Below are 24,160 nucleotides of genomic sequence, written 5' to 3'. Positions count from 1 at the left end.
CTGGAATGGAATGACCCTGGTGAACAGCGCACAGCCGGTCGACCCGGTCCTCGATGCCAACCTCGCAGTCGCCCTCGACGCCCTGCTGGCCGAGCAGAGCGTCACCCGCGCCGCCGCCCGCCTGCACACCTCACCGGCAGCCATGAGCCGCACCCTCGCCCGGCTCCGCCGCCTCCTCCAGGACCCCCTCCTTGTCCGGGCCGGACAGACCATGGTGCCCACCCCCCGCGCCCAGGCACTGCGCGAGGAGGCGGCCGCCGTGGTGCGCCGCCTGGGGGCGCTGCTCACGCCCGGCACCGACATCGACCCCGCCACCCTGCGCGGCACCTTCACCCTCCAGGCCGCCGACGTCGTCGGTGCGGCACTGGCGCCCGGCCTGCTGCGCCTTGCCCGGCAGGAGGCGCCGGGGGTCTCGCTGCGGTTCAGGGCCGAGGACCTGGAGGGCGGACCGGCTCTGCGTGACGGCCGCATCGACCTGGAAGTCGGCTCGATCGACCACGTCGACCCCGAGACCCAGGTCGAGGACCTGGCCACCCTCTACATGACGGCAGCCGTCCGCCCCGGCCACCCCCTCACCGAAGGGACCCTGACCCCGGCCCGTCTCGCGGCCGCCGAACACGTCGCGGTCAGCCGCCGCGGACGGTTCACCGGGCCCCTGGACGCCGCCCTTGCCGACCTCGGCCTCGACCGGCGGGTCACCGTCGTCCTGCCCAGCCACCTGGCGGCGATGACGCTGGCCGCCCGCACCGACGCCGTCTGCCTGGTCCCCGTCTCACCCCCCGGCGCCGCCCCTTCGCCCCTCACCGAGGCGGCCACCACGCTCGGCCTCCGTGTCCTGGACATCCCGCTGTCCCTGCCGCCCCTGACCCTCGGCATGGCCTGGCACCCCCGCCACGCCGCGGACGGGGCCCACCACTGGCTCCGCGACGCCGTCCGCCGGACGCTGCGCCGTGTCGCGCCCTGAAGCGTCCCGACGGGTGCCCCGATGACTGCCCCGGTGGAGGGGGGACGGCGCCGCTTCAGGGCGCGGTGTCCTCCGGGAGCAGATGGGCGAGCAGCAATTTGATCAGCAGTACGGGGGTGAACCAGGCGAGTTCGTCCGGCACCGTCGAGACGAGTGTCGCCGCGGCGATGGCGAGCACCGTCACGGCGAAGGCCAGCGGGCGGCGCTGTGGTCCCGCGGGCGTGCGGGTCACGGCCAGCGCGGCGGTCAGCGCCAAGGCGTAGACCACGGCCGCCGTACCCCAGCCGAATCCTGGGACCACGAGCGCCAACAGGAACGGCTGGACGTGTACGGCGACGAAGCCGAGATGGTGCCGGGCGGTGCGTCCCGGCCGGTGGAAGTGACGCTTGGCCACGGAGGTGGCGTTGACCGCGGCCCCGCCGAACAGGTCGAAGGCGACCACCGCGACGACGGCCACCGCCGGCGAGGACCACCCCGCGCCGACCGCACCTGCCCCGGCGAGGACACCGCCGAGCACGCCGGTCGCGTACCCGACCACCCGCTCGGCGGGGCGCGCCCCCGGCCCGATGAGCCGCTCGTCCACCCACTGGGCGGCCCCTGACATCACACCGCCTCCCGGGTGCGCAGCCCTGCGCGGACCACGTATGGCGACTGGTCAGTCATCATAGGCCTGCGGAAGTCCAACGGGCGCAGCAGTACGGGGACTTGACCCCCCAGCGCCGTGGGGGCGGGGTGACTCGGCTACGTGGCCGGTGGGGACACCGTTGGACATCGCCGACCAGACGTCCGGCCGGACCATGCGGGTCTTCGAGGCCACCCCGGGCAGGGCGCGCTCACCCGTGAGCAGGCCCTCGTTCGTGGCATCGCCCTTGAGCTGCTTGTCGAAGAAGGCGGTGGCGTAGGCCGTCAGCGCGTGCTGCTGCGTGGCGGGGGCGAGGCCACGGCCGGGGCAGGTGCTGTCGTCCTCGCCGAGCTGGGCGGGCGGGGTCCACTGCGTGTTGAAGAAGTTGTGGTTGCCGTCGCGCAGCGCGACCGAGTACGCGGGCTCTCGGGTGCGCCCCTCGACGTCGTCCAGGTACTGCTGGCCCGCCTCCCCCACGGCGCCGTCACAGCCGGAGGTCACGACGGCGACGGACGACCGCGTGACGAGGGTGTCGCTGTTGTCGCCGTCGGGCCAGTCGAACTTCACGGGTGCCAGGGCGAGGACGGCCTTCACCCGGACACCGTCGGGAGCCTCGTCCCGGTGCTTGTCCGACGCCTGCCACATCACGCCCTTGCCGCCCCGGGAATGCCCGAGCGTCCCGACGCGCCGCATGTCCAGGTGCCCGCGAAGCGCTGGCAGGGTCCGGGCCAACGCTCCGCCCCCCGAGGAGAGTTGGCTCAGGAGTCGCAGGTGTTCGTTGACGAGTCTGGCGCGGTCCCCGTAGTCGAAGGACGTCATGTTGATGCCGTCCGCGCTGAGCGAGACCACGGCGAACCCACGCGCCGCGAGGGCCCGGCCGAGGTAGTCGTAACCACGGAAACTGGGGTACGGACGGCCCCGGTCACATGGCCACGCCTGCGCTTCGGTGTCGGTGCACGCGAACCAGGAGCCGTGCGAGAGCACCACCAGGGGCAGTTTGCCGCTGACCTGGCTGGGGCGGTGCACCACCGCGCGGATCTCACTGACCGTTCCGCCGGCGGGGTCGGTGAACGCCGTGTCTCCCAGATCGTAGGACTCCGTCACGACCGCGGTCCGCCCCGTGGCACGGGCACCGGCCGCCCCCCGGTCGGCGTCCCCGGCCGCGGCGGCCGCCCCGTTCACGCCCGTCAGGCTCGCGCCCAGCAACAGCGCGGCGAGCAGTGCCCCGCCCACGGTGCCCCGCGCTCTTGTGTGCGTGTGTACCCGTCGTCTCATCCTGGCTCTCCAGTCCTCGGCCATCGCTCGACGGCCCTCGTGCTTCCGGACACCGCGGCGGGACATCTCCCGCCGCGTCCGGGAGGACGGAGCGTCGCATCGCCCGGTTGGCCCATGGGTTGTCAGGAGATTGTGCGGCGGGGCGGGTTCCACCGGGCGTTGTGCGACACCGTGTCGGTGACCCCGTGGCCTGCCCTTGCGTGGCCGACAGGAGTCGCGCGACATGGGGGGCGACGTAGCAGGCGGGCATGGCGGCGAAGGACGTCGATGCGGACCTCGAACGCGCCCGGCTCCCACCTCTCAGGCGTCATCGACGGCCCGCCGGGCCCGCCGCTCCGACCCCCATGTCATGGCACCTCCCGCCGACAGCACGCGTACGCGGCGCCGGTCGCCCGCCGCTCTTGCCAGCGTCGCGTGACAGGGGGCCGGGGGCGGGGAGAACTCACGATCGGGTGAGGGGATGGCGCGCCAGTGCGGATGTCGTGCCTTCGCGCGTCCCCGTCACGGAAAACCAACCGCGCCGTCCGCCGGAGTGAGCATGATCCAGCGGGTGCCCGGCGCGTCGCACGGGACGCAGGCGGCGATGCGCACTTGCGTCGGGCGTGCGGAGAACAGGGGAAGGTACATGGGGTGCGGGGTGCCGAGGGGAAAGGTGCCCGTGGGGGTGTGGGACTGCCAGAGGCGCTCTGTGTCCGGTGCGCGGCGGATGGTGTGCACGACCTCGTCCAGGCGGGGATTCGGGCCGCCGCGCTGCCAGGACAGCCGGAGCTGCCCGAGGAGTGGCCCTGCCCAGTGGCTCTGCCACTCGCGGAGCTGATAGCGGGATTCGTCGGAGAACGCCCAGACCATGACGTTGGCCCACGGGCGCACGAGCCAGGGGCAGTGGCGGGCCGCGATGTCGTTCGCGTGGACGACGTCCCAGGCCGCGTCGCACAGAAAGCTGATGCAGTGCTGCCGCCGCACCAGGTCGAGCAGTTCGGGCGCCGGATCCGTGGGCCCCGGCCGCGGCGGCGAGTGGCCGGTGCCCCGGTGGAGCGCGGCGGCCTGAGCGGGGCCGAGGCCCAGCACACGTACGACACCGTCGATGAAGTCCCGGCTGTAGGCCCGGTCCTCGCCGCTCTCCAGGGCGCGGTACCAACGCTCGGAGACGCCGAGGAGCAGCGCCACGTCGAGCTGTGTGAGGCGGGCGCGCCGGCCGCGGCCCGGCACCAGGCCCGTGACCGCCTCCGGCGGCCGGGCCGCGCGCCAGGCGCGCACCATCCGTCCGAGGTCCTGACGACGGGCATCCATAAGGCAAAGCTCCAGTAAATTCAGCGGTGCGCCCAGGTGGAGGAGTGGGCGAGTGCGCTGGTCGCGGGCGTGGAAAGCACGCAGGTGGCGCCAGCGCGCCGACGCGGACGAACCGGAACCCGAGGGTACCGGAATTGTAGAGTTCCGGTGGTGGCCGGTCGTCGGCGGTCATGGTGGGGCCGCAGCGGCGCCGGGCCGGGCGGTCACCACATCGCCCGGGCGTTCGCATGCGCCTGCCCGCACGCCTTTGGAGGTTCCTGCCATGACCTACTTCCTGCCGGAGACGGACGCGGTGCCGACCGCGGCCCGCGGCCTCGCCCTGACCCACCCGGACACCATCGCGGTGCACGACGCCCCGCTCCACCTCACCGCGCGCACGCCCCACCCCGACCGGCGCGTGGCCCTGGTGTCGGGCGGCGGGTCAGGTCACGAGCCGCTGCACACCGGCCTGCTCGGGTGCGGCGGCCTCGACGCGGTGTGTCCGGGGCAGGTCTTCGCCTCCCCGCACAACCGGCAGATCTACGAGGCGAGCCGGGCGGTCGCGAAGCGGGACGGCGTCCTGCTCATCGTGAAGAACTACACCGGTGACGTCATCAACTTCCAGATCGCGGCGGAACGCCTGCGCCACGACGGCATCCCCGTGGCATCGGTCCTGGTCGACGACGACCTGGCCACCGACATCGCGGACAGCGCGACCGGCCGCCGCGGCACCGCCGCCACCGTGATCGTGGAGAAGCTGCTCGGTGCCGCCGCGGACCGCGGCGCCACCCTGGAGGAACTCGCCGCACTCGGCTCCCGGATCGTGTCCCGCTCACGCAGCCTGGCCGTCGCCGCCCGCGCACAGACCTCGCCGACCACTGGTGTGCCCGCCTTCGACCTGCCCGCCGGCATCCTCGAATACGGCGTCGGCATCCACGGTGAACGCGGTGTCCGCACCATGGCCCGCCCGCCCGTCGACACCCTCGTACGCCAGATGACGGACGAACTCCTCGCCGCGCTCCCGCCCGGCCGCGACGAGGTGCTCGCCCTCGTCAACGGCCTGGGCGCCACCACCAGCCTGGAGCTGCACTCCCTCAGCGCCCTCCTTGTGGACCTGCTCGCCGAACGCGGCATCAGGGCCGCCCTCGTGGTCCCCGGCACCTACACCTCCGCCCTGGACATGGCCGGTTTCTCGCTCACCCTGACGCGGCTCGAAGAGGGCTGGACGGACCTCTGGGACGTCGACACAGGCACCCCCCTCACCTTCCCCAAGTGTGTCGGCACCGCGGACCCCGGCCCGGCCGCGCAGCCGCCGACGGCCGCCCCGGCCGCCGACGAGCAGGGGCACGGCAGCCGTGCGGTGCTCGACCGGTACGCGCTGATCGTCACGCAGGTCCGCGACAACCTCACCAGGCTCGACCAGCTCGTCGGGGACGGCGACTTCGGTGACAACCTCGCGGGCGGTGTGCGCCGCGCCGTCCGTCGCGCCGACGAGACCGGCGTCGAGGGGACGGCCGCGCTCGCCCATGTCTTCCTCGACGAGGTGGGCGGCACCAGCGGACCGCTGTTCGGGCTGCTCTTCCAGCACCTGGCCGCCGTCTCGCCCGCCGACGGCCGGGCGCCGTCCCTGCCCGCGCTGTCCGAGGCGACCTCCGGCGCGCTCGCCGCGATCCGCCGGGTCGGCGGCGCGGCCCCCGGCGACTGCACCCTCGTCGACGCCCTCGCCTCCGCCGCCGACACCCTCGCGTCGCCGCCGCCGGAGGCCGCCGACGCACCCCTCACCTGTGCCGCGGAGGCCGCCGTCCGCGGCGCCCTGGCCACCGCCACGCTGCGGGCCCGCCGGGGCAGGGCGAGCTACGTCGGAGACCACGCCATCGGCGTCCCCGACCCCGGTGCCCTTGCGGTGGCGCTGCTCTACACCGCGCTGGCCGACGTCCACGAACCGGCCACGGCCACGCGGCTTCCCGCCCCTGGGCACATCACCGCGCACTGACCCGGGCGGGCCCTGCACCCGGCCCGCCTCCCTCGTGGCGGGCCGGGTTCAGGCCCCGGGCACGGGCGCGGCGCCGGTCCCGGACGCCGCCCCGCCCACGCCCCCGGCCGCCGCCCCCAGATGCCGCCACCGCACCGGATCACGCGCGTCCGCGCCCGGTCGCGTGGCGGGCAGCGGCCCGCGGGCGGCGGCGTCGAGGACGAGGACCTCGTCGCCGCCCAACTGGAACGCGTAGTCGACCCGGTCAAGGCGCGACGGCACGCCCAGGGCGTCCAGCGCCGCGCGCAGTTGGTCCAGGGCCGGGTAGCGGTGGTCGCTCGTGTGCAGCACGACCGGGAAGAGCCGCACTTCACGGCGTGCCACCCGCACCAGCTCGATCAGTGCGCTCAGGTGGAAGTCCTCGCTGAGCTGCGCCCCGTAGGAGAACAGCAGGTGCGAGCTGAGGACGAGGTCGAAGGAGCGGTCGGGGAACGGCAGATGCGGCAGCGCGCCGGCGACATAGCGGTCCGGGCGGGCCGCGATGTCGGCGGTGAAGGCGCGCGCCGACTCGGCCCGAAGCCGGGTGTAGCGCTCGGGGGTGCCGAACCAGTCCCAGACGAAGCCCTCCGCGTTGTCGGCCACGTACGCGTGTTTGTGCTCGATCTCGCGCAGTGCGAGGGCGCCGAGCACGTCTCGTTCCGGACCGTACAGCGGGTCGACGCCGACCGCGTCGACGCCCCGGGCCCCAGCCTCCGCCACGAAGCTCGCGGCCCCGCCGGGACAGTCGAGGACACGCTGTCCGAGGTCGTCGTCCGAGAGCGCGAACATGGCCCGGTACTCGTCGAAGGACCGGGCGCTGACCAGCATCGCGTCACCCCCTGCCGATGTAGGGCATGGTCGTGGGAAGCACCGTCAGGGACTGCACGTTGGTGCCCGGCGGCATCGACGCCATCAACAGCAGGGCATCGGTGAAGCGCTCCACCGGGATGGTCGCCTCGACCGCCGTGGTGCCGTCGCCCTGCATCGAGGGCGGCTGCGGGCTTCCGTCCACCGGCGTCACGTTGCCCACGTCGATCTGTCCGCAGGCGATGTCGTAGGGGCGGCCGTCCAGGGACAGGCCCCGGGTGATGCCGAGCACGGCGTGCTTGGCCGTGGTGTAGGCGATGGCGTGGGGGCGGGGCGCGTGGGCGGACGGCGCGCCGTTGTTGATGATGCGCCCGCCCTGCGGGGACTGGTCGCGCATCATGCGGAACGCCTCCTGGGAGCAGAGGAACGTCCCCGTGACGGTGGTGGCGATGATGCGGTTCCAGTCGTCGAGGCCCACGTCCGGGACCGGTCTGCGCGGGACGGCCGCGCCCGCGTTGTTGAACAGCAGGTCGAGCCGGCCGAAGTGGTCGCCGACCGTGCGGAACAGCGCCGCGACCTGGTCCGGATCGCCGATGTCGGTGGGCACCGCGATCACCCGGTCCGCGGCGGCGCCCGAGAGTGCCGCGGTCTCCTCAAGGGCCTGCTTGCGCCGCCCGGCGAGCGCGAGCGACCAGCCCTGGTCGAGCAGGGCGAGCGCGGCGGCACGCCCCAGGCCGCCGCCGCCACCGGTGACGACGCCGATCCTGCCGTGACCGCCGCTCATCGCTCGTTCATCCAGGCGCGCAGGATCCGGCGGGCCTGTGGCCCGGGGACGTCCACGTACGGGGAACGCCCGTGCAGCACGCGGCTGTTGCGGATCATCAGCAGATCCCCCGCGCCGAGCTGGAGCCCGAAGGCGATCTCCGGCCGGTAGAGGACCTCGTCCAGGTAGTCGAGGGCGTCCAACTGCCGGGCGTCGAGCTGCGCGGACGCCCGTACCGTACGGGTCTGGTAGTAACAGCCGACCGTCCCGTCGTCCTGGGTGAACAGGATGGGGGTGGTGACGATCTGCTGGCCCGCGCGGCCGGTGCGGTCGAACCGCCACTCCTCCTGCAACAGGGTGAGGACGTCCGGGCGTTCCCGTTCGATGATGTCGTACACGTGCCGTGCGCTGGCCAGCTTCGTCATGCCGCCGCCGTCCGCGGCGGGCCGCAGACACAGCAGGACGAGCAGGTCGCAGGTGTCGCAGTGGAAGCCGAGTTCGGTGGCCCCGTCACCGTCGCGGTCGCGCAGGATGGTCCACAGGTCGCCCTGGGCGTTCTGCGGTATGGCCCCGCCGATCTCGTCCAGGACGAAGGACAGGCCGGTGATGAGGTCGGCGTCGGAGGCGTCGGGGGACATGACGTTGCGTACGTTCACGAACCCGACGGCGTCGAGGCTGCTGCCGATGAAGGAGCGCACGGACGTGTACGGGGCCCCGCCCGCGCCCCAGCGCCCGGCGAGGGCGTCCGCCCACAGCAGCCGCCGGTCGTCGTCGGTGACCGACAGCGACCAGACGTCGCGTGCGGACTCCAGGTACTCGCTGGTCCAGCCGATGTCGTCGATCGTGGTTCCCGTCATGGCGTGTTCGGTCCCTTCTTGAGGCGTACGGAAATGGGGGCGGTCCTGCACCGGTCCCTCACCGGATCGCCGTGGCGACGGCGGCGGACCACAGCGAGAGGGCGTCGTCGATCTGCTCGGCGGTGACGACGAGCGCCGGGATCATCCGCACGACGTTGCCGTGCACCCCGCAGGTCAGCAGCAGCAATCCCTGTTCGGCGGCGGCGCGTTGCACCTTCCGGGCGAGATCGGCGTCCGGGGAGCCGTCGGGGCGGCGGAACTCGCTGGCCAGCATCAGGCCCGTACCGCGTACGTCGGCGACGGCCGGGACGTCGGCGGCGGTCTTGCGCAGGCCGTCCGCGAGGCGGCGGCCCTGCTCGGCGGCGTTGTCCACCAGGCCCTCGTCCTGGATGACGTCGAGGGTGGCGAGAGCCGCGGCGCACGCCACGGCGTTGCCGCCGTAGGTCCCGCCCTGCGAGCCCGGCCAGGCGCGGCCCATCAGCTCGGCGGGCGCGGCGATCGCCGACAGCGGGAAGCCGCTGGCCAGGCCCTTGGCGGTGATCAGCACGTCCGGTGTGACACCGGGGGAGTGCTGGTGGGCCCAGAACCGCCCGGTGCGGCCGAAGCCGGTCTGGATCTCGTCCAGCACGAGGAGGATCCCGTGCCGGTCCGCACGCTCCCGCAGCCCCGCGAGGAAGCCCGGCGGCGCTGGCACGTAACCGCCCTCACCCAGGACGGGTTCGACGAACATCGCCGCGGTCTCGGCGGGCGCGCTGACGGTGGCCAGGACGTGGTCGAGGCCGCGAAGGGCGTGCTCGACGGCGGCCTCCTCGCTCAGCCCGAGAGCGAAGGCGTGCGGGAACGGCGCCACCGCGACGCCCGGCATCAGCGGGCCGATCCCGGCGCGGAAGCGGATGCCCGCCGTGCTCAGCGCCGCCGCCCCCATGGTGCGCCCGTGGAAGGAGCCGTCGAACACGATCACGTTCTGCCGGCCCGTGGCCTGCCGGGCGAGCCGCAGGGCTGCCTCCACCGCCTCGCTGCCGGAGTTGAGGTAGAACAGCGCGTCAAGTCCTTCCGGCAGCACGTCGCCCAGGCGCTCGGTCAGGGCGAGCAGCCGGTCGTGCAGCACGGTCGTGTACTGGCCGTGGATCAACTGCCCCGCCTGCTGCCGCACCGCCTCGACCACCCGGGGATGGCAGTGGCCGGTGTTGGTCACGCCGACGCCGGCGGTGAAGTCGAGATAGCGCCGGTCGTCGGCGTCGTACAGGTACATCCCCTCGCCGCGGGTGGCGACCACGGGTGTGGCCTGCTGGAGCACCGGGGAAAGCTGGGGCATCGCGTCACTTCCTAGGGAATTGTCGGCTGCCCGCGCGTGGCGGGGCCGGGTCGGACTGGGCGGCGTCCGGGTCGGCGGACGCCGGAGGCCGGAGGCCGGGGGAGCGGTCAGTGCGCGGGGTCGGCGGGCACCGGGGATCTGTGCGGCAAAAAGCCCTGGTCGGCGGCCCACGACAGCGCGGCCGACCACCACTCGGCGGTCGGTTCGGTGAAGCGCACCCCGAGCCGGTCGAGCACGGACTGGGTCCACGCGCTGTCGACGACGACATTGCGGTCGCCGAGCTGCGACCAGGTCGAGGCGAGCCGGGCCACGGTCGGGTGGTGCCGCTCCGCGCGGGCAAGGGCCGCGGCGAACGTGGCGTCGTCCGTGAGCCGGACCGGGTAGCCGTGCCGGGCCATCCACGCCACGAGGTCGTCGTGGGCGACGGTGTGCGGCGACTCGACGTGGTAGACGCCGGGCGCCGCGTACGGATGGATCGCGAGCGCGGCGATCCCCGCCGCCACCGTGTCCACGTGGGAGAACTCGAACGTGGTCGCGGGCCGGCTGGGCGCGGCCCCGGCGAGGATGTAGCCGCGCACGGTCTGGTAGATCCGGTTGTCCGCGACATTGCGCTGGAACGCCCCGGTCAGGCTGTGCGCCGCGATGTGGCCGCTGCGGTGCACACTGGCGTGGCGTCCCGCGGCGGCCCAGGCGCGCACGGTCTCCTCGGCGTGGAACTTCGCCTTCTCGTACGGGGTGCGGAAGCCCTGTCCGATGCGCAGGTCGGCCTCGCTGAAGCGGCGCGCGGGCCCCTCCACCTCGCCCGAGACGGCCAGCGTGGAGATGTGGTGGAAGCGGGCACCGGGGGCGTGGGTGTCGACCCAGTGGAGCAGCCGCCGCACCGCGGTGTGGTTGGTGTCCTCCAGCTCGGCCGGCGAGGCGACGAGGCGTACGTCGGCGGCGGCGTGCACGACCACCTGCGCCTCACGGGCCCGGGCGAGCCCCGCGGGGGACAGGCCGAGGCCCTCCGCGGTGATGTCTCCGGCCACCACGTCCGCGCCCCCGAGGCGGCGGGCCGCCTCGGCGTCACCGGACCCGCGCACCAGGCAGGTCACGTGCGCGCCACGCCCGGCCAGTTCGTCGAGCACATGCCCGCCCAGGTAGCCGGTCGCCCCGGTCAGGAGCACGGAGACCGGCTCGCGCACCACGCTCCAGCGGCCCCGCGGGGGCGTGGCACCGGTGTGCAGCAACTGCCCCGAGGTGGACACCGGCGCCCGCACGTACGGGGGCGGTTCGGCGTCCGCGGCGGCGGCGACCGCCCGGGAGAACGCGCCGACGATCCGCTCCGCGCTGTCGTGCGAGAGCCGGGGCCAGGCGTACACCAGGTCCGTCACGAGGCGGCCGTCGACGATCCGGGCGGTGAGCCGCAGCCGGTAGAGGGAGTCCCCGGTGTGGCAGCGGGCCGCCCCCGCCTGCTCGTCGGCCACCGTCCAGTCGAGGGACGGCTCGTCGGGCAGCCGGAACGTGCCGAGGAAGTTGAACGCCGCCTCGGGGCGTGCCCCTTCGACGTCCATGGGCAACTGGGGGGCACGGCGTACGAGGTCCTCGACGGCTGCCACGTCCCGGCTGCCGTCGACGGCTGCGACGGCCAGCCACTTGACGGCGGTGAACCAGCCCACCGTGTCCAGGTACTGCCCGTCCGCGCCGTCGGTCCCGCGGCCGTGGGTCTCCACTTCCACGCCGAGGCCGCGCCGGCCGCTCCAGGCGAGGGTGGCGTCGGCGAACGCGCCGAGCAGCAGGGCTTCGAGGCCCTGTGCGCGGCCGTGGCGCCCGACGAGGCGGCTTGTTGCCTGCTCGTCGAGGCTCCAGACGAGGGTGGCGGGTTCGGTGCCCGAGGTGGCGTCGTCCACCGGGAGCCGGGGCGCGACCGCCGGTCGGGCGGCCCCGGCCCGGGGCGCGGTCGCGGCCCAGGCGTAGAAGTCGGCGGTCGGCGGGAGTTCGGCCCGGCGCCCCGCCGACTCGGCGCGGTAGGCGGCGGCGAGGTCGTCGAGGAGGATGCGCCAGGAGAGGCCGTCCACCACGAGGTGATGGGCGATCAGCGCGATCCGGTCGTCGACACCCGGCCCGCCCGCGAACAGATGCACCCGCAGCAGCCGCCCGGCCTCCGGGTCCAGGGAGCGGTGCAGCTCGGTACAGACCGCGCCGACCGCCTCGGCCGGCGGCTCCTCCGCGCGCACCCGCGAGTGGCTCACCGCGTCCAGGTCGCCCGCGGCCCGCAGCGGGCCGAGACCGCCGGGGCCGATGGGCCTGCGCAGCGCGGTGTGCCGGTGCAGGACGGCCTCGACCGCCCGTGCCAGGGCACCCGCGTCCACGCGCGCACGGCACCGAAGCAGTACCGATTGGTTCCAGTGCCGCGGCTCGTCGACGGGCTGCCGGAACAGCCACCGCTGGGCGGGCGCCAGATGGTGCGGCTCGGCGGCCGTCGTTCCCGTACGCGGCTGGGGACGCCGCCGTGACGACGCGGCGACGGCCGCGAGGCGCGTGGGCGTCGGATGCTCGTAGAAGTCCTCGAACGCGACGCGGTGACCGCGGCGGCGCAGGAAGGCAATGGTGCGCATGGCGAGGATCGAGTCGCCGCCGAGGCTCAGCACGTCGGCGTGCGGGTCCACCACGGGCAGGCCGAGGGCGTCCGCCCACAGCTCGCACACGGCGTGCGCGAGGGAGGCGGCGGTACGGTCGGCGGGCGACTGCGGCGTGGACGGCTCGGGGCGTGCGGTGCGGGCCCGGGACTCGATGAGACCGGACACGATGCCGCTCAGGCGCACGCGGTCGAGCTTGCCGTTGGCGCCGAAGGGGAACTCCGGAAGGGCGAGGACCGGCTGCGGCACGGAGTAGCCGGGTAGCCGGTCGTGCAGATGGGTGCGGAGCGCGGCGAGCGTCTGCTCCTCCTCGCACCCGGCGGCGAGACGCACGGCGGCCAGGAGCTGACTGCCCGCCGGGGTGGCGCGCACGATCACCGCGCCTTGGCCGACGCCGGGGAACTCCTCGATGGCCCGCTCGATCTCGGCGGGGTCGACGCGGAAGCCCCGGACCTTGACCTGGCGGTCCGAGCGCCCGACGAACACGAGGTTGCCGTCAGGCCTGCGCCGGCACACGTCACCCGTGCGGTACATCCGCCGCCCCTCGTGGGCCACGAAGCGGCGCGCGGTCTCGTACGGGCGGCCGTAGTACCCGGCGCTCACGCCCTGGCCGCCGATGTACAGCTCGCCCTCCCCGGTCTCGGGCGCGAGCCGCAGTTCGACGTCGCCGATCGCGGTTCCGATGGGCACGGTGGGCTCGTCGGCGGGCAGCTCGGCCACGGTGGCGGCGAGGAAGCAGGTGGCGCCGACGGTGGTCTCGGTCGGCCCGTAGTGGTTGGCGATCCGGGAGGTCACTCCGTCGGCGAGCAGGCCCGCGGCCAGCGACCGGGGCAGGGCTTCCCCGCCGAGCAGGACGGTGTCGAGGGCGGGCGCGTCCGACGGCCGTCCCGCGAGCAGGGCCGTCAGATGCGAGGGCGTCGTCTTGAGCACGCCGACCCCGGCCTCGCGCAGCGACGCCCAAAACGCCTCCGGGTCGCGCGTCCGCGCGTCGGGCACGACGTGCACCGAGCCCGCGGTCGCGAGGGCGAGCAGCCACGCGGTGTGCCCGAGGTCGGCGGCAAGGGTGGTGACATGGGCGACGCACGGCGCGTCGGCGTCGGTGAGGCCGAGCCTCTCGCGCAGGGCGAGCGCGTAGTGCACCGCGTTGGCGTGGGTGACCGCGACGGCCTTGGGCTCCCCGCTGGACCCGGAGGTGAAGGACAGATACGCGAGGTCGTCAGGGGCGCAGGGGGGCGCGGCGGCAGGTTCGCCCCGCGTGCTCGCGGGCAGCACGTCGACGTCCACGTACTCGGTGTCGTACGGCTCGGGCGCACGCAGGTGCGCGGCGGTGCTGAGGACGTGGCGCACCTTGACGGCGGCCAGGCGCCGGTGGACATCGCGTGGGCTCCACTCCGGGTCGACCAGGACGGCGGTGGCTCCCGCGCGGAGCACGCCGTGCAGCAGCGCGCACATACGGGCGTCCCGGGGGCCGAGCAGCGCCACCCGGTCGCCGCGCACGGCGCCGAGGCCGGTGAGGCGGGCCGCGATGTGCGCGGTGGCGGCGTCGAGCCCGCGGTGGTCGAGGGTACGGGTCCCGTCGCTGAGGGCGGGCCGGTCCGGGTGGTCGCGGGCGTTGCGCAGGAGCAGGTCGGGCAGGGTCGTCCGGGGCTGTTCGGGAGGTGTGGCCCGCAGCGGTCCGGGCTGCGGGGCGTCGGACGGCGAGGCGGGGGAGCGCATCGCTCGCGTCATGGGCGTGGACCTCCGGTGGTGGCGTTCGGTGCGCTGTCACTCGTGGCGGCCGAGGTGAGGAGGGTGAGGAAGGTGAGGTCACCGGCGATGTAGGCGGTGAGTTCCTCGCGTGGCGACAGGCGTCCGGCAAGCTCCCAGGCGAGCAGGCGGTGCAGGCCGTCGAGGTGGACCAGGCCTTCGTCGGTGGGCAGGCCCGCGTAGTGGTCGTGGGGGATGGGGCGGGTGGTGAGGTAGATGGAGGAGAGCGGGTGGGTGCGGAACAGGGTGAGCTTGGCGGTGCACACCGGGTTGGCCGCCGCGAACTCCGGTTCGTGCGCGCGCAGGAGGTCCGCCGTCTCACCGACCGTGAGGCCGGTGGGCGGCACGAGTTCGCGTCCGCCGCCGCAGCCGATGTGCCAGGGCAGCAGCACCGAGCGGACGTCGGCGCGCGACAGCCGTACCGTCGACCAGGTGCGGAAGGCCGTGTCGGCCAGGAGCAGTGCGCTGTCCGCGTCCGCGTTGGTGTTGACGTCGTGGTCGCGTGCGACGGGGTGGTCCCGGTGGAAGTGGGCGTGTACCTCGTCGAAGGTGGCGGGGCCGATGATCTGCATGCGCGCTGTCCTCTCTCACGCCGGCCGGGCGTACTCGGTGAAGTGCCGTTCCGCGAACAGCTCCGGCCAGCGCCCGCCGCCGAGGTCGAGGTCGCGGGCGGCGGCGAGCATGTGCCGCCAGTACGGCTTCACGGGCCGCCAGCGTGCCCCCGTCTGGCAGTACGACGCGTCGACGAAGTAGCGGGGCAGGGTGCCGGGCGGGCTCGCGGTGGGTCTGCGGGCGTGCAGCAGGGCGGAGTTGATGAGCACCGTGGAGCCGGGCGGCAACGCGTCGATGACCACTTCGCCGGGCAGTTCGGAGGTGTCGAGGTGGGCGAGCGCGGACTTGCTCCAGGGGCTGTGGTGGGAGCCGGGCACCACGGTGAGGCTGCCGACCGTGCCGTCGAGACCGCCGAGGTAGTGCAGTGCGTGCACCATCACCAGGCCGGGGTCGTCGCGGTCGTTGGGTTCGTGGTCGTGGTGCCATGGCTTGCCGGGGGCCCCGGGGTTGTGCCGGTCGCTGTGCAGGTGGTGGAAGACGAACGGGGCGCCCATGAGGTCCGCGATGACCTGCAACAGCGGCTCGTGGGTGAGGAGTTCGCCGTGTGCGGGCAGCTCAAGCTCCATGACGGGTGGCGGGTCGTCGTCGGGGCCGGGGTCCAGGCAGGCGGCGATCGACCGGGACCGCAGTCCGTCGTCCACCCAGAGGTCCACCTCCGGCACCAGCCGGTCGAGCAGCGATTCGGGGAGCAGACCTGGCAGGACGAGATAGCCGGACTCCGCGAAGTGCTCCCGCTGTGCCGACACCGTTCCGTTTCCCTCGAAAAATAATGGCATCAACTCACACCTTTCCGTGACTGATAACGGCGAACAATGACGGAGTGGACGTGCATAGGTTTTCGGCGCGATCTGCCTGCACGGAGTGCAGATCGGGCCGCTCAAGGGCTGCTTATGAGATCCGCTGTGCGATCGGCATTCCCGGGGGCCGGGCGACATCGGGTCCTGGCGCACTGGATTGTGCTGCGCCGGATTCCACGGCTCTGGATTCCACGGCTCTGGATTCCACGGCTCTGGACTCCACAGCTCTGGAGTCGACGGCGCGGGATTCCGCCGTGCCGGATTTCGACGCGTCGGGTTCCGTCGCTCTGGATTCCGCTGTTCCGGATCCAGCCGTGTTGTCGGCGTCGTCGGCTCTCCCCAGCGGGGAGAAGCGGGTACCGAGCCAGACGAGCACCTGGACGGCCGCGATGGCCGTGAACAGCGTGGTGACCCCGAATTCGACGACCAGCCAGCTCCCGAGCAGGGAACTGACCGGAACGGCGGAAAAGGGGATGGCCCGCTGCAGCCCCACCACCCGGCCGAGGAATTCCGGATCGACCGCTCCCTGCCGATAGGTCCGCCAGGGCACGATGAACGTGGAGGTCGTCACGCCCACGACGAACCAGCACAGGGTCAGCGTCCCGACGCCCGGCTGAAGTGCGGGCAGCGTCAGGGCCAGGGCCTTCACGGCCATGGCCGCCGCCATCAGCGTGCCCGGGGCGAACCTCCGCAGCAGCACGGGCGAAGCGGCGGCGCCGAGCGCTGCGCCGAGTCCCTGTGCGGCGGCGATCACCGCGAGCGAGGCCGGGACGTGCCCGTCGGGCCCCGCCACGATGTAGACGAGATTGGCCGCGGCGGCGGGAAACGTGAAGTTGGCCAGGGTCAGCAGGATCGTGGCCCACCACAGGGCCCGCTCGGCGCGCAGCATGCGCAGCGCCGCGACGGAGTCCGGGAGGAGCGAGCGGCACGCGGTGCGGATCGACGTCCGCAGCCGCGGCCCTGCCGCGAGGACGGCGGTGGCGCCGATCAGCAGGGCGGACACGGTGAACGACGCCGCGTTCACGAAGCTCGCCGCGGTCGGCCCGAGGAGCGTGACGACCGCGACACCGGCGACCGGGCCCAGCATGCCGAGGGTGCCGTCCGCGCCCTGGACCCAGGCGTTCATCGTGGCCCGCCGGTCCTTGGCGACGCGCTCGGTGATGAATCCCTGGAACGCGGGGAACGAGAACGGCCGCACGCACCCCAGCAGGAAAGCGGCCACGATCACCAGGACCGCCGGCGGATCGAGGAGACACAGCACGCCGATCCCGGCGACGATCGCCGCGGAGACCACATCGCACGCCATCATCAGTTTCCGCCGGTCGGCCCGGTCGGCGACGACTCCGCTGAACAGGCCTATGACTACGAACGGCACGAATTCGACTGCATAGGTCAGTGCAGCCGATGCGGCCGATCCGGTGAGCTGGAGCACGAGGACGGGTAAGGCGAACCGGAATATCCAGTCCCCACTGCTGGAAATGATGAACGCCGCCCGCAACAGCCTCTCGTCCCGGTGCCGGGAGTCATGCTCCGATACGGATTGCCGACATCTCGCACAGGAGGCACGGGAGGAGCGCGTGACGCGTAAATGTCGCCCGTGCCTGCGAACGGCAATCACATACCCTCCCTTGCAAAGAAACGCAAAGAAACCGCAAAGAAACCGTAGCGGAATCCGTGATTCGGCTCGGCTCAGAGAAGCACAGGAGGCCAGTTGCTCGCCATCCTCATCCTGCCATTTGAGACGATTTCACCATGTGCAACGCCGAGATTTCACCATGTGCAACGGAGGCATTTCAGCATGTGCAACGACGGGCTATTCCGGTTGGTGCTTGGCGGGGGAATCTACTCTTGCCCCGAATGGTAGGCAAGATGTTGACCGTGCATCGATCCAGGAGTATGGTCTAAACCACTTCCACGGGAATGTGCTGCGAAGTGCTGCCTGCTCCAGCATGCGAATGCCGGTGCGCCCGGGACATTACTCGCGAGTTTTACCGCCGAGTCAGGAACGGCCCTCCGCCTCGTCCGAGGCCGTGGAGCACGGCGCGCACCCCTGATTACGTAGGTTGCGGGCTACGCGATTCTCGCCGACGTGGCCGCGGACCCGCGGTCCGTACGGTTCTCGGGCCACAGCTCCACGGCGCCCGCCGCGCGGTAACGATGGAAGGGTCCTCGTTTATGTCGCACGTACGTTCGCGCTGGATCGCCGCGCCCCTCGGGGCGGCCTCCGTGACCCTGACGTACGCCGCCTGCCAGGCAGGGGCGGTCGGGCCCGAGACAGGCGAGGCGAGCCGGTCCGGCCGCACCGTCGCCGTGCTCGCGGTCCCGTGCCTGGCCGGAGCGGCCACGTTGGTCGGGGATCTCGACGCGGACGGCAACCCGGACAGGATGAGCAACCCCGGGAACACCGGCACCAGAATGACGGTCCAATGGGGCACCGCGAGCGGTTCGTTCGGCCCGAAGCACTCCGTCGACGACCTTCTCGGCGTGCGGACGGACCAGGTCGCCACCGCCGCGGTCGCCGACTTCACCCAGGACGGCACCCTGGACATCGTCGTCAACATCGTCCAGCCCTCGGGTGGGGACGACCCGGCGACCAGGCGTGTCGCCGACTTCCGCCCCGGCCCCCTCAAGCGCGCCGACCTCGGCTCCCGTGCCTCCGGCCACTTTGACGTCGGCGACCACGTCCAGCAGAAGTACGGGCGGTTCGGCGCCCCCGGCGAACCGCCCACCATGCCCACCGACGCCTGGAAGCACTTCTACAAGCCCTGCTCCTGACGGCACCGACGCGGCCCGGAGTCGAGCCTCTCCCATAAATCCGCCATGGCCGCCTTCTATCCACGGGGAACCGGCGGCCGTCCCGGCATGGTGTAGGGACGGGAACGGTGCGTACAAAGGCGCCGCCCCACCCGTAACGGGAGGGGCGGCACCTGCGGCGTACGTCAGCGGTTGTCGTCGTCGCGGTCACGCAGAGAGTCGCGGACGCCTTCCGCCTTTTCGCGCGCGTTGTCGGTGGCGTCGCGCACCTTGCCCTTGGCCTGGTCCGTCTTGCCCTCGGCCTTCATCCGGTCGTTCCCGGTCACCTTGCCGGCCATCTCCTTGGCCTTGCCCTTGGCCTTGTCCATAGCGTTCTCGCCCACGGTCACTCCTTTGCTGCGGTGTACTGCTGTTTGTCACGCTAGGGGCGGTGTGCTGGGGGCGCATCTCGAGTGGCGCCGCTCCTGCTCATGGGCGGCCCGGGCCCTCGATGCCCCGCGCACTCCCCTCCGGTCGGTCCGACCGTTCAGCGATTCCGTTCAGCGTTCTCTTTGGTACGGCTTGCCCCGACATCCGTCGTCAAACGTGCCATTTGCGTCCGCGTACGGACTGCGGACCCGGCGGGCTTGGTGGGCCTGGTGGGTTCACAGCTTCAGCCTGGCCGCCACCGGCAGGTGGTCGCTGTCGGTGGCGGGCAGTGTCCAGGACGAGCGCGGGTCAACGCCGCGCACCAGGATCTGGTCGATCCTCGCCACGGGGAGCGAGGCGGGCCAGGTGAAGCCGAACCCGGCGCCCGCCTCGGCCTGGACCGAGCGCAGCCGCGTGGTGACGGAGGACAGCGCCCGGTCCTCGAAGGTGCCGTTGAAGTCACCCATGAGCACGGTGCGGGGAAGTGTCTCGGCACTCAGCGCGGTGCCGAGGCGACGCGCCGCCGCGTCACGGGCATCGGTGGTGAAACCGGACGAGGCGGTGAAGCGGACCGACATCAGGTGGGCGACGAAAACGGCGACCAGGCCCTTGGGCGTGCGGACAGTGGTGCGCATGGCGCGCACCCAGGGCGATATGTCGACCGGCCGGGCATCGGCGATCGGGTACCTGCTCCACAGGCCGACGGTGCCCTGTACCGAGTGGTACGGGTGGGTGCGGGCCAGTGTCCTGACGTACTCCGGTATCGCCGTGCCGCCCAGCTCTTCGAGCGCCACCACATCCGCGCCGGAGGCGGCGAGGGCGCGCGCCGTGCGCGCCGGGCGTGCGTTGTGCTCGTTGACGTTGTGCGTCACGACGGTCAGGTCTCCGCCGCCGGTCCGCTTGTCGACGAGCGTCCCGCCGAACAGTGAGCACCAGGTGACCGCGGGCAGCAGGGCGGCCACGGCGGCCGTCGCCGACCGGCGGACCAGCGCGCACAGCAGCAGGAGCGGCACGGCGAGACCCGTCCAGGGCAGAAAGGTCTCGACGAGGCTGCCGAGGTGACCGACCCGGTTGGGGATGTGGGGGTGCGCCCACATCACCGAGGTGGCGGGCAGCGCGAGGGCGGCGACGACCCGGCCGCGTCGCCAGACGCCCCTGCCGGTGCTGGCGCCGGCACCGCCGCCAGGGCCAATACTGCCGCTGCCGCTGCCGCTGCCGCTGCCGCTGCCGCTGCCGCTGCCGCTGCCGCTGCCGCTGCCGCTGCCGGGCACGGAAGAGTGCGGCGGTGGTACAGGAGGCGTGCCGAGCGTCGTTGCCACCGCGACCTCACCGCTTCCCGGGTTCGGTGGTTGTACTGAGCCACTGCCGCACGCCCTTGATCAGCGCGCCGCTGTTGGTGAAGACGGCCTGGAGGCCCTGCTGGGGGCTGGTGTCCGGCTCCTGACGAAGCACGACGCCGAGGACCAGACGGTCACGTCCGCTGCCGTCGGGCGCGGTGGCCGCCCACATCAGGTTGCCGCCCGCGGGGGTGCTGGAGCCGGTCTTGACGCCGATGACGCCGTCCGTGCCGAGGAGCGCGTTGGAGTTGGAGATGCGGCCGGGCCGGTCGGGGGCGGTCGTGCCGGGCATCGCGACGATGGACCGGAACACCTTGTTCCGCATGACCTGCCGTGCCAGCTTCAACTGGTCGGGGCCGCTCTCGCCCGCCCGCAGGGGATGAGCGCCGAGGATGACGTACGCCGTCATGACCTTGGTGACACTGGCGATGGGCACCGGTGTCTGTGTGCCCTTCGTGCCCAGATCACCACGGGCGCCGATGCCTTCGACCAGGACGCTCGACTGGCCCTCTTCGGGCCAGGGCAGCGACCGGGTGGAGGGGTTCACCGACCCGGCGGTGGTCGAGTTGTCGCCACTGGGCATGAGAGAGGTGCCGAGGACGACCACGATGATCAGGACCATGGCGCCGACGGCGAGGAGGGCTGGTCTCACTTGGCGGGGACCACGCGAGCCAGGAACGCGGACAAGGCACATGGGGCGGCCCTTCCAAGGTGGTTGACGTGCGGCGTTCGCACGTCGACCACCTTGGCCGCGAGAGATCTCCGCGAGCTCGTCGCCGTGGGTCCGGCACCGCTCGGCCGGTCATCCGTCGTGTATCGGCTCTACGGCAACGATCAGCTCGAAGGCAACGATCGGGTCGAAGGCAACGATCGGGCCGAAGGCAACCATCGGCCCGAGCAGCCTTCAGCTCGAAGGCAGCCCTCAGCTCGAAGGCAGCCTTCAGCTCGAAGGTAGCCCTCAGCTCGAAGGCAGCCGGAGCGTGGCGACGGCTCCGCCGTCGGCGGCGTTGGAGAAGCTCAGCGACGCGCCGATGACCTGCGCCTGGCCCGCGGCCACGGTCAGCCCCAGACCGTGGCCGCGCCCACGCTCGGCCGAGCCGGTGCGGAAGCGCTGCGGCCCTTCCGTCAGGAGGCTGTCCGGGAAGCCGGAGCCGTGGTCGCGTACGACGACCGTCGTGCCGTCGACGCCGACGTCGACCGGCGGGCGGCCGTGCCGGTGCGTTGACGATCAGGTTGGCGAGGATCCGTTCGAGGCGGCGCGGGTCGGTGTCGGTCACGACGGGCGCGCCGCGGACCGATAGCCGTGCTTCCAGACCGGTGCGGGCGAGTGACTCCGCGACGAAGTCCACGAGGGCCACGGGCCGTAGCTCGGCGTGTTCCACGCCCGCGTCGAGGCGGGAGATCTCCAGGAGGTCCTCGACGAGGGTACGAAGGACCCGAACCCGGTCCCTGACCAGGTCGGTGGCCTCGCTCTCAGGGAGCAGTTCGGCGGAGGTCACCAGACCCATGAGCGGGGTGCGCAGCTCGTGCGCGACATCGGCGGTGAACCGCTGTTCGTTCAGGAGCCGGTCCCGCAGGCTGTCGGCCATCGAGTCCACGGTGCCCGAGATCTCGGCGATCTCGTCACCGGCCCGGCCGCGCATCCCCGTCCTGGCGGCCAGGTCGCCCGCCTCGATGCGCCGGGCGGTCCGGGCCACGCGCCGCAGCTTCCGGTTGGGCAGCTCGGCGGCGAGGGCCGACAGGGGCACGACGACGGCGAGGACGAGCAGGGAGTACTTCCACATGTGCCGGTCGAGGGCGGCACGGCTGAGCTGGTCGGGAGTCATGTCGACGGACACCGCCACCAGTTGGCCGTCGGGCAGCTTCCGCCCGGCCCACATCCTTGGCCGGTACCGGTTGCTCTCGTCGAAGACATGGGCCTCCCCGCGGGTCCGCACCTCCCGTACCAGGCCCGACGGCATCTCCTCGGGGTTGTGGACGAGGCCGCTCGCGTCGTCGGGGCCGGCCGGGTCGAGGGCGGTCTCCAGGACGGAGTACGCCTTGGCCGCGCCGTCGTTCACGGACCGCTCGTACGTGCTGCGGTGCACGAGCAGGCCGACGGTCAGCGCCATGGCGCCGCACGCGACGGCGACGAGCAGGGCGATACGCCAACGCAGCGAACGCCAGTGGAGCAGGCCTCGTACGGATTCCATGTCAGCGGCGCAGCTTGTAGCCGAAGCCGCGGACCGTCTCGATCCGCTCGGCCCCGATCTTCTTCCGCAGCCGCTGCACGCACAGGTCGACGACGCGGGTGTCGCCGTCCCAGCCGTAGTCCCACACGTTGCGCAACAGGGTCTGCCGGTCCAGGACGATGCCGGGGTTCGCCGCGAACTCCAGGAGCAGCCGCAGCTCGGTGGGGGCCAGCGCGACCCGCTCGCCGGACAGGGTCACTTCCAGGCCGCCGGTGTCGATGGCCAGCTCCCCGAAGACGAGCCGGGCAGGCTGCGGGGCTTCGCGGGGCTGGCCGGAGCGGCCGGGCTGGCTGGACTGGTCGGTCTCGGCGGGCGGGGCGAGGCGGGCCGTGGAGTCCGACTGACCCGGTCGGCTCGGCCCGACTGGTCGGCCCGTGGCTGCGGCTGTGGCTGCCGCTGCCGGTGTGAAGGTGGCCCGCCGCAGCAGTGAACGGATCCGGGCGACGAGCACGGCCGTGTCGACCGGTTTGACCACATAGTCGTCGGCACCCGCCTCCAGGCCGGAGACGACGTCCAGCGCGTCACCACGCGCCGACATCACCAGGATCGGGTCCGTGCCGGTCTCCCGGATCCGGCGGCAGAGCCCGATGCCGTCGAGCCCCGGCAGCATCACGTCCAGGAGCAGCAGGTCGTGCCGTCCGTCGCGGAACAGTTCGAGGCCGGTCAGACCGTCTTCGGCCGTGATGACGCGGTAGCCGTAGCGCTCCAGGGCCATCGCGACCGACCTGCGGATCACCTCGTCGTCCTCGACGAGGAGAATCGTGACGGGCGCGGGAGCGGCAGCGCCGGCACCGACGCCTTGGGCTGAGTGGGACATCGTCTCCGGCCTGTTCGAGGGGGTGGCGGGGCCTCCATCATGCCGTCAGGAGTCCTGCGGGGGCTCCGGTGCCTTCCGGCCGGGGTGTCCCGGCACGGGCGGGCCGTCTCGTCGTACATGGTGCCGGGCCGACGCACCGGGGCCACTTTGCGCGATGCCGGTTTCCGTCGGGGCGCAGCGGTGCTTCCGTAGGGGCTCAGCCGTGTATCAGCCGCGTATCGGCGCTCAGTACGGCCTCCGTGGTGGTTCCAACCGTGCCGGGGGCGGGAGTGGGCCGGGTAGCTGGGTCTGGAAGGCCTGGAAGAAGGAGGCGAGAAGCCGCCGGGAGGCGGCGAGGGCGATGTCCCGCGGTTGTCCGGCGAGGCCGCTGCTGGCCACGAGCAGGAGGGTGATGTCGGCTTGGTCGAAGTCGGCGCGCAGTTGTCCGCTCTCGCGGGCGCGCCGGACGAGGTGCGCCACCCTCTCCTCGGCGCAGGCACGTTCGGGGTCGTGGGCGAGGGAGTCGGTGAACCGGTCCATGAACACGGGGGCGAAGCCGCGGTCGACCGCCTGGGTGGCGCACACCTTCTCCAGAAGCGTGTACAGGCCACGCCCGGGATCAGGGTCGGCCAGCGCCTCGTCGAAGGCGGCAGCGCACAGGTCGAGCTGCTCGGCGTAGGCGGCGGTGACCAACGCGGTGCGGGTGGGGAAGCGGCGGTAGAGGGTCGCCACGCCGACACCGGCGCGGCGGGCGACGGCACTGATCGGGGCGTCCACGCCCTGGGCGGCGAACACCTCGCGCGCGGCTTCGAGGACGCGTTCCCTGTTGCGCCGGGCATCGGCGCGCAGGACCGCGGGAGCTTCGTCGCCGGGCACATCGCCGACGTGCCCGGACGGCTTGTGAGACGGCTGGTCGGGCAATGTCTCTCACTTCACGTCGAACGGACGGTGTCATCCACTTACCGGCTTAGCGTCAAC

The 24,160-nt window shown here is 72.7% G+C and carries 19 protein-coding genes and 2 pseudogenes; 4 read left to right on the top strand and 17 right to left on the bottom strand.

Annotation, left to right across the window (positions count from 1 at the left end):
* The first annotated feature begins 10 nt into the window (after window positions 1-10).
* On the top strand, window positions 11-964 hold the full coding sequence (locus IG78_RS0105090) for a LysR family transcriptional regulator (protein ID WP_030560019.1): 954 nt from the start codon (window positions 11-13) through the stop codon (window positions 962-964).
* Between the two features lie 55 nt (window positions 965-1,019).
* On the opposite strand, the gene IG78_RS0105085 is transcribed toward IG78_RS0105090, so the two are convergent.
* From IG78_RS0105085 to IG78_RS43865, 3 genes are all read right to left on the bottom strand, one after another.
* A complete protein-coding gene (locus tag IG78_RS0105085) occupies window positions 1,020-1,568 on the bottom strand; it encodes a hypothetical protein (protein WP_030560018.1) in 549 nt (182 codons plus the stop codon).
* Window positions 1,569-1,619: 51 nt separating this feature from the next.
* The gene (locus IG78_RS0105080; RefSeq protein ID WP_051852381.1) at window positions 1,620-2,819 is read right to left on the bottom strand and encodes an alpha/beta hydrolase family protein; all 1,200 of its coding nucleotides are present in this window, start codon (window positions 2,817-2,819) and stop codon (window positions 1,620-1,622) included.
* Between the two features lie 543 nt (window positions 2,820-3,362).
* Window positions 3,363-4,151, bottom strand: coding sequence for a helix-turn-helix domain-containing protein (locus tag IG78_RS43865; protein WP_078964839.1), 789 nt, complete (start codon window positions 4,149-4,151; stop codon window positions 3,363-3,365).
* A 262-nt stretch (window positions 4,152-4,413) separates the two neighbouring features.
* On the opposite strand from IG78_RS43865, the pseudogene IG78_RS52585 reads away from it, so the two are divergent.
* A pseudogene (locus IG78_RS52585) lies at window positions 4,414-5,388 on the top strand (dihydroxyacetone kinase subunit DhaK); the annotation flags it as partial.
* A gap of 102 nt (window positions 5,389-5,490) precedes the next feature.
* The gene (locus IG78_RS52580; protein WP_225881998.1) at window positions 5,491-6,123 is read left to right on the top strand and encodes a DAK2 domain-containing protein; all 633 of its coding nucleotides are present in this window, start codon (window positions 5,491-5,493) and stop codon (window positions 6,121-6,123) included.
* Window positions 6,124-6,171: 48 nt separating this feature from the next.
* On the opposite strand, the gene IG78_RS0105065 is transcribed toward IG78_RS52580, so the two are convergent.
* The 8 genes from IG78_RS0105065 to IG78_RS0105030 all read right to left on the bottom strand — a co-directional run bounded on the left by IG78_RS0105065 (window position 6,172) and on the right by IG78_RS0105030 (window position 17,274).
* Window positions 6,172-6,969, bottom strand: coding sequence for a class I SAM-dependent methyltransferase (locus IG78_RS0105065; protein ID WP_051852379.1), 798 nt, complete (start codon window positions 6,967-6,969; stop codon window positions 6,172-6,174).
* 4 nt (window positions 6,970-6,973) lie between these two features.
* Window positions 6,974-7,732: an SDR family oxidoreductase gene (locus IG78_RS0105060; protein WP_030560013.1), complete on the bottom strand. Its 759-nt coding sequence runs from the start codon at window positions 7,730-7,732 to the stop codon at window positions 6,974-6,976.
* The gene (locus IG78_RS0105055; RefSeq protein WP_030560011.1) at window positions 7,729-8,568 is read right to left on the bottom strand and encodes a TauD/TfdA family dioxygenase; all 840 of its coding nucleotides are present in this window, start codon (window positions 8,566-8,568) and stop codon (window positions 7,729-7,731) included. The genes IG78_RS0105060 and IG78_RS0105055 overlap by 4 nt, the downstream gene beginning before the upstream one ends.
* A 58-nt stretch (window positions 8,569-8,626) precedes the next feature.
* Entirely contained in the window at window positions 8,627-9,883 is a 1,257-nt protein-coding gene (locus IG78_RS0105050; RefSeq protein WP_030560010.1) for an aspartate aminotransferase family protein, read from the bottom strand.
* A 107-nt stretch (window positions 9,884-9,990) separates the two neighbouring features.
* Window positions 9,991-14,229, bottom strand: a complete 4,239-nt coding sequence (locus IG78_RS0105045) for an AMP-binding protein (protein ID WP_051852378.1) — start codon at window positions 14,227-14,229, stop codon at window positions 9,991-9,993.
* Complete coding sequence (locus tag IG78_RS0105040) at window positions 14,226-14,819, bottom strand: DUF6309 family protein (RefSeq protein ID WP_030560007.1); 594 nt, start codon at window positions 14,817-14,819, stop codon at window positions 14,226-14,228. The genes IG78_RS0105045 and IG78_RS0105040 overlap by 4 nt, the downstream gene beginning before the upstream one ends.
* Before the next feature lie 15 nt (window positions 14,820-14,834).
* Window positions 14,835-15,635 (bottom strand): phytanoyl-CoA dioxygenase family protein, encoded by an 801-nt coding sequence (locus tag IG78_RS0105035; RefSeq protein ID WP_051852377.1) that lies wholly within the window; start codon window positions 15,633-15,635, stop codon window positions 14,835-14,837.
* A gap of 112 nt (window positions 15,636-15,747) precedes the next feature.
* Window positions 15,748-17,274, bottom strand: coding sequence for an MFS transporter (locus IG78_RS0105030; RefSeq protein ID WP_078964836.1), 1,527 nt, complete (start codon window positions 17,272-17,274; stop codon window positions 15,748-15,750).
* A gap of 557 nt (window positions 17,275-17,831) precedes the next feature.
* Between IG78_RS0105030 and IG78_RS0105025 the strand changes: the two genes are divergently transcribed.
* The gene (locus IG78_RS0105025) at window positions 17,832-18,431 is read left to right on the top strand and encodes an FG-GAP repeat domain-containing protein (protein WP_030560001.1); all 600 of its coding nucleotides are present in this window, start codon (window positions 17,832-17,834) and stop codon (window positions 18,429-18,431) included.
* Between the two features lie 164 nt (window positions 18,432-18,595).
* Here IG78_RS0105025 and IG78_RS0105020 read toward each other — a convergent pair whose 3' ends face one another.
* The 6 genes and pseudogenes from IG78_RS0105020 to IG78_RS0104990 all read right to left on the bottom strand — a co-directional run bounded on the left by IG78_RS0105020 (window position 18,596) and on the right by IG78_RS0104990 (window position 24,103).
* Window positions 18,596-18,793, bottom strand: coding sequence for a CsbD family protein (locus tag IG78_RS0105020; RefSeq protein WP_037685117.1), 198 nt, complete (start codon window positions 18,791-18,793; stop codon window positions 18,596-18,598).
* A gap of 261 nt (window positions 18,794-19,054) precedes the next feature.
* Window positions 19,055-19,915, bottom strand: a complete 861-nt coding sequence (locus tag IG78_RS0105015) for an endonuclease/exonuclease/phosphatase family protein (protein ID WP_030559998.1) — start codon at window positions 19,913-19,915, stop codon at window positions 19,055-19,057.
* 229 nt (window positions 19,916-20,144) lie between these two features.
* Entirely contained in the window at window positions 20,145-20,807 is a 663-nt protein-coding gene (locus tag IG78_RS0105010; RefSeq protein ID WP_037685116.1) for a D-alanyl-D-alanine carboxypeptidase family protein, read from the bottom strand.
* 306 nt (window positions 20,808-21,113) lie between these two features.
* Window positions 21,114-22,347, bottom strand: a pseudogene (locus IG78_RS41735) (histidine kinase dimerization/phospho-acceptor domain-containing protein).
* Window position 22,348: 1 nt separating this feature from the next.
* The gene (locus IG78_RS0104995; RefSeq protein WP_051852376.1) at window positions 22,349-23,203 is read right to left on the bottom strand and encodes a response regulator transcription factor; all 855 of its coding nucleotides are present in this window, start codon (window positions 23,201-23,203) and stop codon (window positions 22,349-22,351) included.
* Window positions 23,204-23,428: 225 nt separating this feature from the next.
* On the bottom strand, window positions 23,429-24,103 hold the full coding sequence (locus IG78_RS0104990; RefSeq protein ID WP_030559995.1) for a TetR/AcrR family transcriptional regulator: 675 nt from the start codon (window positions 24,101-24,103) through the stop codon (window positions 23,429-23,431).
* Window positions 24,104-24,160 lie beyond the last annotated feature (57 nt).

Origin of the sequence: Streptomyces aureocirculatus, assembly GCF_000720475.1 — a bacterium.
In the GTDB taxonomy this organism is placed as follows: Bacteria; Actinomycetota; Actinomycetes; order Streptomycetales; family Streptomycetaceae; genus Streptomyces; species Streptomyces aureocirculatus.
Note: the sequence above shows the minus strand (reverse complement) of the source record. Positions and strands in the feature narration are given on the sequence as shown.